This is a genomic window from Erythrobacter sp. GH1-10 (assembly GCF_045363165.1).
Taxonomy (GTDB): Bacteria; Pseudomonadota; Alphaproteobacteria; order Sphingomonadales; family Sphingomonadaceae; genus Erythrobacter.
This window is the reverse complement of record NZ_JBJFLP010000001.1, coordinates 2807501-2822501: the sequence shown is the minus strand read 5'-3', so window position 1 is coordinate 2822501 and position 15001 is coordinate 2807501. Positions and strand designations below refer to the sequence as shown.

Sequence of the window (15001 nt, the reverse complement as noted above, 5' to 3'; positions counted from 1 at the left end):
ATGACCGACACCCCCGATTTCTCCGACATGACGCTGGACGAGCTGCGCATCGCGCTCGCTCCCGATATTGCCGCTTCGGCCATTTTCGATGGCTGGAACGAGACCGCGCTTATGAACGCCGCGGAAATGGCCGGCGCCGATCCGGATGTCGCCAAGCTCGCTTTCAAGGGCGGGGCGATGGAGATGATCGAAGCCTGGATCACCTCGGTCGACCAGGCGATGGAGAAAGAGTGGCCGGCCGAACGGCTCGCCGAACTCAAGATCCGCGAGCGTATCCGCACGCTGGTCGCGTTCCGGCTAGAAGCGGTAGCCGATGTCGACGAAGCGGTGCGCCGCGCGATGACGATCATGGCGATGCCGCAGAACGCGGCGAAGGCATTTCGGCTCGGCTGGCGTTCCGCCGATATCATGTGGCGGCTCTCCGGCGACACTGCGACCGATTACAACCACTATACCAAGCGCGCGATCCTCGCCGGGATCTACAGCGCGACGCTTGCCGTGTTCGTCAACGACGATAGCGAAGGCAAGGCCAAGACCTACGAATTCCTCGACCGCCGGATCGAAGGCGTGATGAAATTCGAGAAGGTAAAGGCGCAATTCCTGAACAAGGACCGAGAACTGCCAAGCCTCACCCGGTTCCTCGGGCGGTTGCGCTACCCGAGCCGCTAGGTTCGAAAAAGATACCACCGAACTGGCGGGGATAACGCCCGGACGGGCTTACACCTGCGCGCCTGCTTGCCTATGACATCAGGGAATCGCGGCTCCCCGGAGTCGCTCCGGAACGGATGAAAGCGAGAGAGGTGTTTCGATGGCGGGTTCGCTCAACAAGGTCATGCTGATCGGCAATCTCGGGGCAGACCCGGAAATCCGCAGCTTCCAGAATGGCGGCAAGGTCGCGAATTTGCGGATTGCGACCAGCGAGACGTGGAAGGATCGCAACACCGGCGAACGTCAGGAACGCACCGAGTGGCACACCGTCGCGATCTTTTCCGAAGGGTTGATCAACGTTGTCGAGCGCTACCTTAAGAAAGGATCGAAAGTGTTCGTCGAAGGCCAGCTCCAGACCCGCAAGTGGCAGGACCAGAACGGCCAGGATCGCTACTCGACCGAAGTCGTGCTGCGCGGATTCAACGGCACGTTGACCATGCTCGATGGCGCCGGTGGTGGATCTGGCGGGGGAGGCGGAAACTACGGCGGAGGCGGCCAGGGCGGTGGCTCCGGCGGTGGTGGCGGCTGGAACCAGGGCGGCGGCGGAAGCGGCGGCTCGGGTGGCGGATCGCAGGGCGGCGGCTACGACGACCTCGACGACGATATTCCGTTCTGAGCGTCGTCGCGTGCCCAGCGTCAGATCGCTGGCGGGCTACCCCACACCGATGTTACCATTCCGGTCCACGCATCTGTCTGTGCGACGATAAACACAGCCGGATACACCGCAACGAGCAAGGCGGCTCCGAACCACGTCGACCAATGTATCCGCCCCAGAGTCTTGCGGTCGTAGACCATGATCGCGATCACCAGTGCCAATTCGACCGCCGAGATCAGTGGTGGCGGAAGGGCCAAGGCACCGAAGAACCTCGCCAGAGCGGGATCGAGCATCACCAGGCCGGCTGCCAGCATCAGCCGCTTGTGCGCATGTGCGTTTCCACGATTGGCGATCGCCAGTCCGTACGCGGCGGAAAAGAAGAGGATATCCGTGAACGGAAACATGACTGAGCTTTGCGGGCTCATCCCGGCAATCGACCATCCGGCTCGAAGATAGGCTTCGCGGGTTATGATGGTCCCCATCACCACGAGCGCGGTGGCAAGTGCAATGCTGGCGGTGCCAAGCTGTTTGTGCCGCGAATAGTTCCTCTGCGCGATCAGCCGGGTCTGGATGATAAGCACGACATACCACCCGAAAAAGACCAGCGCATGCACGATCAGCGCGGGACGCAGCGGGCTTGCCTGTTCGGGCATCAGAAGATTGAACAGCGCGAAGCCGGCCAGAACCATCAGCGCAAGTATCCAGGCCATGACGTGAAAGAAGCCGCCCGAGCGGATCGTGCCTGTCATCGAATGTACCCCCTTGTGCGCATCCCGCTGCGCTTGCCCCCATCGATTCATGGCAGCACAATGCCGTGGCGGCAAGCTGTCGCGGCTGGTCGGTCCTTCGGTCACCAAGGCGGTAATCGGCAGGAACGACGCTTAGTCTGTCTCGTTGAATGAAGTATCATGGCATCCGGCAATCAGTCTGCCTCTCCGCGCACCGTAGGCCAGCTCTTGGCGGGGATGGCGCTCTTCGGCACGGCTACGCCGCTCAGCAAGATCATCGGCGAGAATTTTTCCATTTTCACCGCGTCGTGCTTGCGGATGGTGATCGCGAGCGTGGTGCTGGCCCCGTTCGTCTGGTTGCTGACCGATCGCTATGCCGATGCCAAGCGGTCCGATCTCAAGGTAATTGCGGCCATTTCGGCGTTCGGGATGGTCGGCTTCACCGCGACGATGTTGTTCGGAATGCGCCTTACCACCGGCGTGATCGGATCGACGATCATGAGCGCGTCGCCGGCCGTTACCGCCACGGCCGCGGTCATCTTTTTCGGCGCGGCGATGAACTGGCGCAAGGCGGGGGCCTTGGCGCTCGCGGTCTTCGGGATCGCAGTGATCAACCTCTTTCGCGGCGGTGGCAGCGGCGGAGGCGATGCGGTGATTCTCGGAGCGGCACTGGTGAGCGGTGCGGTGTGTCTCGAAGCGGCCTACACTCTGCTATCGCGCAAGCTTTCCGACGGGATTACATCGCTCGAAGCCACGCTTGCAGCCTCGCTCATGGCGATACCGCTGTTCGTCGTGCTGGCCCTCATGTTCGACAATCGGCCGTTCGACGTGGCCGATGCCAGCGTGTCTTCGCTCGCTGCCTTGGCGTTCTGGGGCGCAGCGACCGGCGGTCTCGCGCCCGTGCTGTGGTACAATGGTGTCCGCAAGGCTCCCGGAGCGCTGACTGCAGGCGCGATGGCGATCATGCCGCTCACCGCGCTGGCCTTGTCCTATATCCTGCTTGGAGAGGAATTCCGGTGGGTCCACCTTGCAGGGTTCGGTCTGGTTTTCCTTGGCCTGGTCTTGATGATCGTCGAGCATGCCAAATCGTCCAAGGACGACGAGGCAGGGTGATCAGTCCTTCTTGAGCGCCGAAAGCGCTGCAGCGAGCGGGCCGTCCTGCTGGCCTTCCTCGACAATCCCGGCGGCCTTGCGCGCTGCATCGGCATTCGGCCCTTCGGCGTAGGGATCGATCGCGAGACCCAGTGTCTGCGCAACCGCCTCGCCAAGGTCGAAGCTGTCGCCCGAATATTCGATCTCGTCACAATCGTCGGCTTCGAGCTCGATTTCCTCGTCTTCGGACACGGCTGCGCTAAGCGAGCCTTCGGGCACGAAGCGCAGGTCGATCGGCTCCGAAATCGTCACCGGGAAATCTTCGGCGCAAATTGCGCATGCCTGGACGATCTCGGCGTCGAGATGACCGCTGGCGCGGATCGCCTTGCCCGCATCATCGAGTTCGATCTCGGCGCGGAGGCTGTTCACCGCCGGGATGTCGAAGCGTCCGGCAAGCGCAGCACGTTCGGCCTCGTCGGCCTCGACGATAACCGCATCGCCCGGCAGCGGCCGGAGCTTGATGAGGCGAGAGAGTTCCGGCGCGCTCACCAGATCCCGCTCGCTTTCAGCATCTCCTCGTCGCTGAAGCCCGTAAGCCGGTCGGACAGCGCGAGCAGTTTGTCGGCAACGCATTGCGCTCCGGCATCTTCATCGGCGTCCTCGGCAAAATTGACGTTGCGGGTGACCGCCGCGACCAGCTTCTCGCGATCGCTATCGAGAAGAGCGCTGCGATACGCCCCGAGCCTGCCACCGAGAACACTCATCAGACGACCGACATGCTTGCCGACCACCACATCGTTCACGCCGAATTCGCGCAGCTGCCCGTCCATGTCCTCGACGAAGAGCTCGGCCAGGAGGGCACTTTCGGACCGCATGTCGCTCGCTTCGATGCGCACGATCACGGTGCACAGCACGGCGGTGATCAGGTCGAACCGCCCGCCTACCGTATCCGCAACCTTGCAGTCGGTGTAGAAGCTCGGTTCCCGCGCGAGTTCGATCACGCGGTGCCATAGCGGCCTTACGCCTTCGCGCGGATCGGGCGCGGTACCAAGGAGCTTTGAAAGGAAGGACATCGGGATTCTGGTTCTTTCGGTTTGGTCTCTAGTGCAGCCAACCCTTGATCGGGACGAGCGTTCCGGTTTGATGCAGGGGTCATTCAGCCGCAATTAAAGCGGTTCACCCCAGCTGGGTGCCCGAGTGACGTTGCAAGGCTGCAAGCTTCGCCTTAAGGCCGTGCGCGACAGATATAGGATGTCGCGCCGCTGCGGCAACGAATAAGCAAATACGGGAATTGACGGGTACCATGGGTCAATCGAAACTTCTTCGGGGTCTGGTCGGCAAGCAGACGGCCAAGGCGGCGCTGCTGGCGGGGGCCGTACTGGCGCTTGGAGCCTGCTCCTCGATTCGCGAATCGCGCGGCTATGTGGTCGATCAGGTGCTGCTGCAATCGATCCAGCCGGGCATCGACAACCAGCGTTCTGTCGAAGGCACGCTCGGTCGTCCGACCTTCACCAGCCAGTATGGCGAGCCGACCTGGTATTACGTCTCGAGCGTAACCGGGCGACGCCCGTTCGTGCGGCCGCGCATTCGCACTCACAACGTGCTGGCGATCAAGTTTGACGACGCGGGCAATGTCGCTGCGGTCGATCGCAGAGGGATCGACCAGGTGGTCTATCTCCAGCCCGATGGCGACAAGACCCCGACGCTGGGCCGCGAACGCGGTTTCCTCGAAGATCTGTTCGGGAATATCGGCCAGGTCGGCGGCGCGGGACCGGCTGGCGGGCAGTGAGCCTGCCGGGTCGCGCTTGACCCGCACCATTCAGCGCCCATATCCCGGCGCATGAGCAACGATACGGCGAGCCACGGCCTGACCCAGTGGCACGGCACCACCATTGTCGGCATAAAGCGCGGCGACAAGACGGTCATCGCGGGTGATGGCCAGGTCTCGATGGGCAACACGGTGATGAAGCCCAACGCGCGCAAGGTTCGCAGGATCGGCGATGGCGAGAAGGTGATCGCCGGGTTCGCGGGCGCGACTGCCGATGCCTTCACCCTCTTCGAACGGCTCGAAAAGAAGCTCGAACAATATTCCGGCCAACTGATGCGCGCCGCAGTGGAACTTGCCAAGGACTGGCGCACCGACAAATATCTCCGCAACCTCGAAGCGCTCATGATCGTCGCCGATAGCGAAGTCCTTCTGGTCCTGACCGGAAATGGCGATGTGCTCGAACCAGAAGGCGGGATCGCGGCGATCGGTTCGGGCGGCAATTACGCGCTGGCCGCGGCGCGCGCTCTTGCCGAATACGAGGACGATGCCGAACAGATCGCGCGCAAGGCGATGGCCGTGGCTGCCGACATCTGCGTTTTCACCAACGGCAACGTCACGCTCGAAACCGTCTGACGAGAATAGATCGATATGGAAAATCTCACCCCCAAGGCGATCGTCGCTGCGCTGGACGAACACATCATCGGCCAGAAGGAGGCCAAACGCGCGGTGGCCGTTGCGCTGCGCAATCGTTGGCGCCGCCAGAGGCTCGGCCCGGAACTGCGCGACGAAGTCACGCCCAAGAACATCCTGATGATCGGCCCGACCGGCTGCGGCAAGACCGAGATCAGCCGCCGCCTTGCCAAGCTTGCCGAGGCCCCCTTCGTCAAGGTCGAGGCGACCAAGTTCACCGAGGTCGGCTATGTCGGCCGCGATGTCGAACAGATCGCGCGCGACCTCGTCGAGGAAGCGATCCGGCTCGAAAAGGACCGCCGCCGCGAAGCTGTGCGCGAGGCAGCCAGCGAAGCCGCCATGCAGCGCCTGCTCGACGCGCTTGTCGGACAGAACGCGTCCGAGGCGACCCGCGAGAGTTTCCGCCAGCGAATCGTCGACAATTCGATGAACGAGACCGAAGTCGAGATCGAAGTGCAGGAAGCTCCCAACATGCCCTTCGACATGGGCGGTGCGGGCGGCAATATCGGCATGATCGATCTATCGGACATGCTCGGCAAGGCGATGGGCAAGGCTCCGAGCAAGCGTCGCAAGCTGCGCGTTCCCGAAGCATGGGACAAGCTGGTCGACGAAGAGGCCGAAAAGCGCATGGACCAGGACGACGTTGCCCGCGTCGCGCTCCAGAATGCCGAGACCAACGGGATCGTCTTTCTCGACGAGATCGACAAGATCGCGGTCTCCGACGTGCGGGGCGGCTCGGTGAGCCGCGAGGGCGTGCAGCGTGACCTGCTGCCGCTGATCGAAGGCACGACCGTGGCAACCAAATACGGGCCGATGAAGACCGACCACGTTCTGTTCATCGCGTCCGGCGCGTTCCATGTCGCCAAGCCTTCCGACATGCTGCCAGAGCTTCAGGGTCGCCTGCCGATCCGGGTCAATCTGCGCGCTCTGACCGAAGAGGACTTCGTGCGGATCTTGTCGGAGACCCGAGCCAACCTCGTTCAGCAGTACAAGGCACTGATCGGTACCGAGAAGGTCGAACTCGATTTCGCCGAAGAAGCCGTTCGCGAAGTCGCCAAGATCGCCGCGCAGGTCAACGAAAGCGTCGAGAACATCGGCGCACGGCGCTTGCAGACCGTGATGGAGAAACTGCTCGAGGAAATCAGTTTCGAGGCCGAGGACCATGCCGGCGAGACCGTGAAGGTCGACGCGGCCTATGTCCGCGAACGGCTCGACGAACTGGCCGGCAACACCGATCTCTCGAAATACATCCTGTGAGCGAAAAGCCCGTCAGCGACCTTCAAGGCATGCTGGCGGGTATGCAGCCCGAGCTCCACAGCGAAGCCTACCGGTTTCTTTCGGTCCCGTTGGAGGATGCGAAAGCCGACTGGATCGGCGAACCTTTCGCTCTGATCCGCGAGAGCGAAGGCGCTACAATCGTTGCCGCAGTGCACGATCCTGTCGAGGATGCGCCGTTGTTCGCGCGGATCACGCTGATGGTGCATTCTGCGTTGGAAGGGGTGGGGCTGACCGCTACCGTATCCTCCGCGCTCGCCGATGCCGGGGTCGCCTGCAACATTATCGCCGGCTTCTATCACGATCACCTGTTCGTGCCCTGGGACCGCCGTTTAGAGGCGCTTTCGATCCTGAGGCAACTGTCCAAAGACGCGCGTCGATAATTTTCGGCACTTCATAGCGCCTTTCTCGTTCCCCCTCTTGAGCATCGAAAACGGGCACGCTTTAACCCGCGTGCATGAATTCAAACGGGGATTGAAGAACATGATCAGGAAGATGATGCTGGCGGGTGCTTCCGCTGCCGCCATTCTTGCGAGCGCGCCGCTTATGGCCGACGATCACGCAGAAGCGAGCGCGACCACTCTGAGCGCACCCAAGATCGAATACACGATGTGGACGCTCGATAACGGCCTCCGCGTCATCGCCATCCCCGACGACACGACCAGCACCGTCACCACGTCCTTGTGGTACGACATTGGTTCCAAACTCGATCCCGAGGGCCGCAGCGGCTTCGCACACCTGTTCGAGCATATCCTCAGCCGCAAGACCGAGAACATGCCCTACAACATGATCTACGGCCTGACGGCGGATATCGGCGGCACGCGTAATGCGTCCAACTGGGTCGACCGTACGAATTACTATGAGCAGGTTCCTGCAGCCTATCTTGAGACCATGCTGTGGACCCACCGTGAACGCATGGCCAAGGTCGTTGTCGACGAAGAAGTGTTCGAAACCGAACGCGGGGTGGTGAAGGAAGAACTGCGCCAGCGCGTACTCGCGCCGCCCTATGGCCGCTTGCAGCGCTTCGTGATCCCCGAAAATGCCTACGACGTCATGCCGCATCGCCGCCCCGGGATCGGCAGCATCGAGGATCTCGACAGCGCCACGCTCGACGACGCGCGGGCGTTCTACGAAGCCTATTACGGCCCCGACACTGCGACGCTGATCGTCGCGGGCAATTTCGAGATGGCTAGCCTGCGTACGCTGGTCGACGAATACTTCGGTGACATCCCGCCGCGCGCCAACCCGGTGGAACTCGCGATCGAGACGCGCGAGCCTGAAATCTCGTCGCCCAGAGTGGTCAACGCAACGGCGCCGAACGTTCCGCTCCCGGTGGTCGGCGCGGTGTGGAAGGCTCCTCCGACGACCGATCCCGATGCCCCCGCTCTCGAGGTGCTCGAAGCGATCATGGATCGCGGCGACAACAGCCGGTTCAACAATGCGCTGGTGCGCAGCGGGCAGGCGGTCCAGACCGCCGCAAGCGTCCTGATGTTCCGCGAGGCCGGCCAGATCGCCGCCTATGCGGTGGTCTCGGGCGAGGACAAGATGGCCGAAGCCGAAGCAACGCTCGCGGCGGAAATCGAACGACTTCGTAACGAGCCGGTCACGCCAGCAGAACTGGTCGAAGCCAAGAGCGAGATCGTCGCCAGCACGCTGCGCCGCCGCGAAACGGCGCGTGGTCGCGCGTTCGAGCTTGGCGAGGCGCTTGTGTCCTCGGGCGATCCCGAGTTCGCCGACAAGCGGTTGGAGCAAATCACGCAGGTGACGGCGGAAGACGTCCGGCGTGTCGCCTCGAAATATCTCGATCCCCAGCGCCGGGTTTCGATCACCTACACCGCCGGTCCGGACGATGCGTCGAAATACGCCAATCCGGTTCCCATGCCCGAATTCCGGACCCTGCCGCCTGCGCAGGGCACGATCAGGCAGGTAAAGCCCGAAGCCGAGCGCATGGCGCCTCCGGGGCCGGGCGCAGCTCCAGAGGTTGCGACTCCGGAGATTGTGGAGGGCACCCTTTCGAACGGCATTCGCGTCGTGGCGGTGCAGACCGGCGAAGTGCCGATCGCAACCATCTCGATGCTGTTCCCCGGTGGGAGCAAGACCGATCCGCGCGCCAAGGCGGGGATAGCACAACTCGCCGCTTCACTCGCCGACAAAGGCGTGCTCGGTATCGACGCGCAATCGATCGCTGCAACCTTCGAAAGCCTCGGTGCTTCATTCGGCGGCGGTGCGGGCAGCGATGGCACGAGTTTCAGCCTCACCGCACCGGTCGCAAATCTCGATGAAGCGGGCGAGATGGCCGCGCGGATCGTGCGCTATGCCACCTACCCTCACGAGGAATTCATTCGCGAGCGCGATCGCGCGATCAACGGCTTGCAGGTCGGCATGAAGGAGCCGGGCAGTCTGTCGCGCTATGTCGCCCGCGTGGCGATGTACGGCGATGCTCCCTATGGCACCCAGCCCGACGGTACGCCCGAGACGCTTGCGGCGATCACCCGCGAGAATCTGATGGAGCACCGGGCGGCCTATTTCCATCCCGAGCGGATGCAGATCGTCGTGAGCGGCGGGATCGATTCCGAAGACGCAATCGCGCTCGCCGAAGGTATGTTCGGAAGCTGGGAAGTGCAGGCTACTCCCGGTGCCGTGCCCGAGAAAGCTGCGGGCGAATCGCAACCGGTTCGCACCATCGTCGTCGACATGCCCGACGCCGGACAGGCATCCGTCATCGCGGCGGTTCGCGCCCCGGCACGCACCGATGCGGATTTCTATTCGCTCGAGCTCGCCAACAGTGTCCTCGGTGGCGGATCGAGCGCGCGGCTGTTCGAGGAAGTGCGGACCAAGCGTTCGCTCAGCTACGGAGCCTATTCGGGCTTTGCCGACCGCCAGGACGAATCGATCCTGCAGGCGAGCGCGCAAACCAAGAACGAAACCGCAGACGAGGTCGCGCAGATCTTCCTCAACGAATTCGAGCGCCTCGGCGCGGAGCCGCTTTCGGAGGACCTCCTCGCCAAACGGCGTTTGTATATGACCGGCAGCTATGCCCGCGCGCTCGAGACGAGCGGCGGATTCAACAGGATCGTCGCGACCCTGCTCCAGCAGGGGCTCGAGCCGGGAGAAGCGGTGCGCTTCGCCGAACGGCTTGGCGCGGTCGATGCCGAATCAGCGAGTCTGGCGGCGCAGACCTATGTCGACCCGGCAAAGGCGACCATCGTTATCGTCGGCGATGCCGACCAGTTCCTCGATGGCCTCAAGCGGATTCGCGACAATGTCGAAGTCGTACCGGCGAGCAAGCTCGATCTTGCGACCGCGCGGCTGTTCAAGTCGCTCGAGAGCGTCGATGCCGCAGGCGGCGAGTAGCGCCTACTCCGCCGCCTCGGTCTCGCTATCCTCGCGGCGTTCGGCTGCTTGCTGCGCCCACATCTCGGTGTAGAGTCCGCCTTTCGCTAGCAGTTCGGCATGGGTCCCGCTTTCGGCGAGGCTACCGTGATCGAGCACGAGAATGCGATCTGCATCGGCGATGGTCGAAAGCCGGTGCGCGATGGCGATCGTCGTGCGTCCCTGTTCGAGGCGTTTGAGCGTACCGAGAATTTCCTGCTCGGTGCGCGTGTCGAGCGCGCTGGTGGCCTCGTCCAGCAGCAGGATCGGGGGGTTCTTCACCAGCGTGCGGGCGATTGCCACACGCTGCTTCTCGCCACCGGAAAGCTTGAGGCCGCGCTCTCCGACCGTGGTCTGGAACCGGTCGGGCAGACGCTCGATCAAGGGCATCAGCGCGGCATCCGCTGCTGCCTGTTCCACCTGCTCGTCGCTCGCGCCTTCGGCTCCATAGGCGATGTTGTAGGCCAGCGTATCGTTGAACAGCACGCTATCCTGCGGGACGATCCCGATTGCGGCCCGGACGCTGTCTTGCGTGACTTCGCGGATATCCTGCCCGTCGATCAGGATGCGCCCGCCTTGCGGATCATAGAAGCGGAACAGCAGCCGCCCGATGGTGCTCTTGCCCGCGCCCGAAGGTCCGACGATTGCGAGCGATGATCCTGCGGGGACTTCGAAGCTGAGATTGTCGAGGATCGTTCGACCGTCCTCATACTGGAAGGTAACGTTTTCGAAGGTGACATGCGGTTGCTTCACCACAAGCGGGCGAGCGCCCGGCGCGTCCTTCACCTCGACATCGGTGTCCATCAGCTTGAACATCGCGGCCATATCGACCAGCCCCTGCCGGATCGTACGATAGACCCAGCCGAGCAGGTCTAGAGGGCGGAAGAGCTGCATCAGGTAGGTGTTGACGAAAACGAGGTCGCCCACCGTCAATTCGCCCTTGCTCCATCCACACACGGTGTAGGCCATAGCGCCGGCCATCAGCAGGTTGGTGATGAGCGACTGGGTAATGTTGAGCAGGCCGAGCGAATTCTCCGACTTTATCGCGGCCTCGGCATAGGCGCGCGCTGCGCCGGCATACCGCGCTTCCTCGCGCGTTTCCGCGTTAAAGTATTTGACCGTCTCGAAGTTGAGGAGCGAATCCACCGCACGGTGGAGCGCCTGCCCGTCGAGATCGTTCATCTCGCGCCGAAGCTTGGTGCGCCATTCTGTGATCCAGCGCGTCACCAGAATATAGGTGACTACGGTAAAGGCGGTCGCCGCGACCAATTCCCATCCGAAATTGAGATAGAAGATAACCCCGACCGCGATCAGTTCGATCGCAGTGGGCGCGATGTTGAACAGCAGGAAATACAGCATCGAGTCGATACTTTTGGTGCCGCGCTCGATGATCTTTGTGACTTCGCCCGTCCGACGCGTGAGATGGAAACGCAGGCTCAGCCGGTGGAGACGTCCGAACACGTCCTCGGCTAGGTTGAGCGTGGCAGCCTGCCCGACCCGTTCGAAGGCGATGTTTCGCAGGTTGTCGAACAGCACCGAGGTGAAACGCCCGAGGCCGTACGCTGCTACCAGTGCGAGCGCCACGCTTGCCCCGTCGGCCACCGGACCCGCCATCGCATCGGCGGCTCCTTTGTATGCGAAAGGCAGGGCGAGAATCGTGGCCTTCGCACCGAGCACGAAAATCAGCGCTAAAATGATGCGCCGCCGCAGCGGCCAGTTTCCGGCGGGCCAGAGATAGGGAAGAAACCGCCGGAGCGTTGCCCAGCCTTCGGCGTCGGGCGGGCTTGTGGGCCGGTCGGAAGAGGCTGTGTCGGGCGGCATTGCGCCCGTGCATGTGGGCGCGGCCCCAGACTAAGGCAAGGTCGCGCGGTTGCTTTCCCTCAGCGACTCATCGGTGTGTAGTAATTGCTGGACCGTGCACGGCGAAGGGCGCGGGCGACGTCCCGAGGTAGATCGAACAGGATGCGCTGGTTCGAAAAGTCGATTGCGATCCGGTCGAAGATCTTGAGATGCTGCATGCCGAGCGACAGGACCGGCTGGTCTTTCAGCCCCAGTGCCTCGAACGCCGGCGCATCGGCAAAGGTCAGTGGCACGTTCCTCATCTGCAAGCCCTCGATTTCGAGCGAGCGCACATAGGCAAGATCGCCCATCATCGTCACACCGTTGACGTCCATCGTGAGCACCTCCTCACGTCGACGCGCCTTGATGCGTTCCTGCAAGGCGAGGTTGCCGAGGCTCGCCTGTGCGCCGGTATCGATGATGACCGTCGCACGCACTCCTTCGACGACAGCATCGGTAATCAGCAGCTGCCCGAGCCTCTGCCGGGCATTGACGATGATCTCGAAACCACGGCTCGAAAATTTCGTGGTGACATCTTCAAGAGCGATTGTGTCCTTGCGGAAATCGATCAGCACGCGGAAATCCTGCAGGCTGTCCAGGCCGATAATGCCGTCGGCCCCGAGGTGCGCGCGATTGAGCACCGGCGCGCTGATGTTGTGAATGGTGTGGGTGCCCACCATCAGGTCGTTCACTTCGACGAGATCGACAATCCTCGAACTGGCCATGCCGACAACGGTGGCAGTCCCGAGTCGAGGGAGGCTCAGCCCCTGATTGATCTGATGGGTCACGGCGGTCGCCTGGCTGCCCGTGTCGATCATGAAATTGAACGGGCCCGATCCGCCGATCGTCACCGGGATGGTCATACGGCGATGGCGCTCTTCCTCCAGCGCAAGAATTTCGGTTTCCGGACTCGATAGGTCGGGGGCAATCGATTCCTGGCTCAGGCTCTGAATCGGCGCGGGTGGTTCTACGGCTGCTGTCGTGTTTGCGGCCAATGGCGCAGCCATCATGGCCATGGGCAGGGCTGCGAGCGCAAGGGTACGCGACATATGTGTTCCTCTCTCTGGGGCGTGGAGGATACCAGAAGCGTGTCTCACCCCCAAATCGGGAGCGCCGAAAATTCTGCAGGCGCCTTACCCGCCGCTGTGGACGGCGATTCCGGGCGTGCCGGCCTCGCGCTGTCGGAGCATGGCCCATGTCTCTTCGACCAGCGCGCGAAAACCGAACCAGAAAGTGGCGGCGTATACGATCGCGCCAACAGCGGCATTCCAGATCAGGTCGAGCCACACAGCCCCCATCGGGGCGATCCGCTGGACAGTAAGCACCGCCAAAGCCATCAGGCCGCAGGCCAGCGCGGTCGGGAAAAGCTCGCGGGCGAGCGCGAGCGGAGAGACCATGATGCGCGGCAGGGTCATTGCCAGCGTAAAGGCCAGGAGCATCGGCGCGGCGACCCACCACGCGTGGACGAGACGCATTGCCGCGGCTTCGCCTTCGAACAGGCCGCCGTTCACAGCGAGCAGAAATGCGGTCGGCATGATGATCGCACCGCAGATAGACGTGGTGAGATAGATGCGGGGCCGGCCCATGGCATTGGTGACGGGGGAGCAGATCAGCTGCAAGGCAAAGGCCGGCATCACCAGCGCCAGGCCATGAACGACCGGAATCATCTCCACCCACTTTTCTCCGAACAGGGTGCGGATCGCCGCGTCGCTGGTGAGCGATAGCCCGATATAAATCGGTGCGGTTACCATCATCACCATGCGCGCGGTCTTCAGGAAGTAGGGGCCCAGCGGCTTCCTTGCGCGATGGAGCTCCGAATAGGCGGCGAGCGCGACCTCGTTGATCGGCGGGATAAAACGGCCGGTCACGACAAGAGTGAGAAACAGGGCCTCCGAATAGAGGCCGAGGTCGTGAGTCGGCAGCAGGCGACCGGCAATCACGATGTCGCTCTGGCTCTGGATGATCCAGAACAGCTGGCACAGGGTCAGCGTGCCGCCGAATGTCACGAGGTCCCATGCGCCGCGCGGATCGAAGATCGGACGGATGCGCAGCCCCGAGGCGATCGTCAGACCGATCGCGCGGGTGACGAACATCGCGATTGGGGCATAGACCAGTGCCCAGACCCCGTATCCGAGCCACGCCAGTGTAAGCGCGAGAACAGCCCCGACGACGGCCGTCGCCATGTTGACCTGACCCTGCTTGCGGAACTCGAGCCGCCGCGCGAGCCATTCGGACGGCAGGGCGATGAACGGGATGGTGAGGAATATGATCGCCTGCACCCTGAGCAGGGTCGCTACCATCGGTTCGCCGAAATAGGCCGCGGCGTAGGGCGCGAACAGAAATTGCACTGCGGCAAGCGTGCCGTTAGCCATCAGCAGCAGGCCGAACACCTGTCCGATCCGCCGTTCGTCGATCCGCTCTGTCTGGACCAGCGAGGTGGCAAAGCTTTGCCCGTTGAGGAAAGCGAGTGCGGTGAGCACAACCTGCGTCATCGCGAACAGGCCGTAATCCGAAGGATCGAGCAGACGGACCACCAAGATGGTGGAAGTCCAGGTGATGATCTGCGCCGCCACCTGCGCTCCCCAGCGCCACATGACAGCGCTGCGTACGCGCAATGCGAAGCTCCCGTCGCCGTCGGTCCCCTGGACGCGCTCGCGGGCGGGCGCTCCCGAATCAGGGAGCGAGCCCGAATCGCCGTGAAGGGCATCAGAGACGGGAGGGCGAGTATCCATTGCGGGCGCGATAGGCCCAAAAGGTGAAGATTTGGTCGGTGTGACCCGCGGATTCGTGGCCGAAAGCCAACCGTCGGCGCGTCTCAATCGTTAACGCGAGCTTGAATTGCGGCGCCAACTCCCCACCTTGGAATGGTGCTTGAGGGCGCAAAGCGGCGGATTTCCGAGAAAAATGCGCCGACGCGAAATAAAATTGCAAAAA

Annotated in this window: 14 protein-coding genes; 8 read left to right on the top strand and 6 right to left on the bottom strand. The window is 62.8% G+C overall.

Annotated features, from left to right (window positions below; all coding sequences use genetic code 11):
* Both ACI5KX_RS13875 and ssb read left to right on the top strand, forming a co-directional pair.
* On the top strand, window positions 1-669 hold the full coding sequence (locus tag ACI5KX_RS13875) for a COQ9 family protein (protein ID WP_406811246.1): 669 nt from the start codon (window positions 1-3) through the stop codon (window positions 667-669).
* Between the two features lie 139 nt (window positions 670-808).
* Window positions 809-1324 carry a single-stranded DNA-binding protein gene (gene ssb, locus ACI5KX_RS13870; protein ID WP_406811245.1) on the top strand — a complete coding sequence of 172 codons (516 nt, stop codon included), beginning with the start codon at window positions 809-811 and terminating at the stop codon, window positions 1322-1324.
* 20 nt (window positions 1325-1344) lie between these two features.
* On the opposite strand, the gene ACI5KX_RS13865 is transcribed toward ssb, so the two are convergent.
* Window positions 1345-2052: a hypothetical protein gene (locus ACI5KX_RS13865; RefSeq protein ID WP_406811244.1), complete on the bottom strand. Its 708-nt coding sequence runs from the start codon at window positions 2050-2052 to the stop codon at window positions 1345-1347.
* Between the two features lie 159 nt (window positions 2053-2211).
* On the opposite strand from ACI5KX_RS13865, the gene ACI5KX_RS13860 reads away from it, so the two are divergent.
* Window positions 2212-3144, top strand: coding sequence for a DMT family transporter (locus ACI5KX_RS13860; protein WP_406811243.1), 933 nt, complete (start codon window positions 2212-2214; stop codon window positions 3142-3144).
* Here ACI5KX_RS13860 and ACI5KX_RS13855 read toward each other — a convergent pair whose 3' ends face one another.
* Together ACI5KX_RS13855 and ACI5KX_RS13850 are read right to left on the bottom strand one after the other, a co-directional pair.
* Window positions 3145-3672, bottom strand: coding sequence for a YceD family protein (locus ACI5KX_RS13855; protein WP_406811242.1), 528 nt, complete (start codon window positions 3670-3672; stop codon window positions 3145-3147).
* The gene (locus tag ACI5KX_RS13850; protein WP_406811241.1) at window positions 3669-4196 is read right to left on the bottom strand and encodes a ubiquinol-cytochrome C chaperone family protein; all 528 of its coding nucleotides are present in this window, start codon (window positions 4194-4196) and stop codon (window positions 3669-3671) included. The genes ACI5KX_RS13855 and ACI5KX_RS13850 overlap by 4 nt, the downstream gene beginning before the upstream one ends.
* Window positions 4197-4426: 230 nt before the next feature.
* Between ACI5KX_RS13850 and ACI5KX_RS13845 the strand changes: the two genes are divergently transcribed.
* The 5 genes from ACI5KX_RS13845 (at window position 4427) to ACI5KX_RS13825 (ending at window position 10210) form a co-directional block, all read left to right on the top strand.
* Complete coding sequence (locus tag ACI5KX_RS13845) at window positions 4427-4912, top strand: outer membrane protein assembly factor BamE (protein WP_406811240.1); 486 nt, start codon at window positions 4427-4429, stop codon at window positions 4910-4912.
* A 51-nt stretch (window positions 4913-4963) separates the two neighbouring features.
* Window positions 4964-5524 (top strand): ATP-dependent protease subunit HslV, encoded by a 561-nt coding sequence (gene hslV, locus ACI5KX_RS13840; protein WP_406811239.1) that lies wholly within the window; start codon window positions 4964-4966, stop codon window positions 5522-5524.
* Window positions 5525-5539: 15 nt separating this feature from the next.
* Window positions 5540-6838, top strand: a complete 1299-nt coding sequence (gene hslU / locus ACI5KX_RS13835) for an ATP-dependent protease ATPase subunit HslU (protein ID WP_406811238.1) — start codon at window positions 5540-5542, stop codon at window positions 6836-6838.
* A complete protein-coding gene (locus tag ACI5KX_RS13830; RefSeq protein WP_406811237.1) occupies window positions 6835-7239 on the top strand; it encodes an ACT domain-containing protein in 405 nt (134 codons plus the stop codon). The genes hslU and ACI5KX_RS13830 overlap by 4 nt, the downstream gene beginning before the upstream one ends.
* A 100-nt stretch (window positions 7240-7339) precedes the next feature.
* The gene (locus tag ACI5KX_RS13825; RefSeq protein ID WP_406811236.1) at window positions 7340-10210 is read left to right on the top strand and encodes a M16 family metallopeptidase; all 2871 of its coding nucleotides are present in this window, start codon (window positions 7340-7342) and stop codon (window positions 10208-10210) included.
* A 3-nt stretch (window positions 10211-10213) separates the two neighbouring features.
* On the opposite strand, the gene ACI5KX_RS13820 is transcribed toward ACI5KX_RS13825, so the two are convergent.
* The 3 genes from ACI5KX_RS13820 to ACI5KX_RS13810 form a co-directional block, all read right to left on the bottom strand.
* Window positions 10214-12049 carry an ABCB family ABC transporter ATP-binding protein/permease gene (locus tag ACI5KX_RS13820; protein WP_406811235.1) on the bottom strand — a complete coding sequence of 612 codons (1836 nt, stop codon included), beginning with the start codon at window positions 12047-12049 and terminating at the stop codon, window positions 10214-10216.
* A 59-nt stretch (window positions 12050-12108) separates the two neighbouring features.
* On the bottom strand, window positions 12109-13116 hold the full coding sequence (locus ACI5KX_RS13815; protein ID WP_406811234.1) for a retroviral-like aspartic protease family protein: 1008 nt from the start codon (window positions 13114-13116) through the stop codon (window positions 12109-12111).
* An 84-nt stretch (window positions 13117-13200) separates the two neighbouring features.
* Complete coding sequence (locus ACI5KX_RS13810; RefSeq protein WP_406811233.1) at window positions 13201-14799, bottom strand: lipopolysaccharide biosynthesis protein; 1599 nt, start codon at window positions 14797-14799, stop codon at window positions 13201-13203.
* Window positions 14800-15001 lie beyond the last annotated feature (202 nt).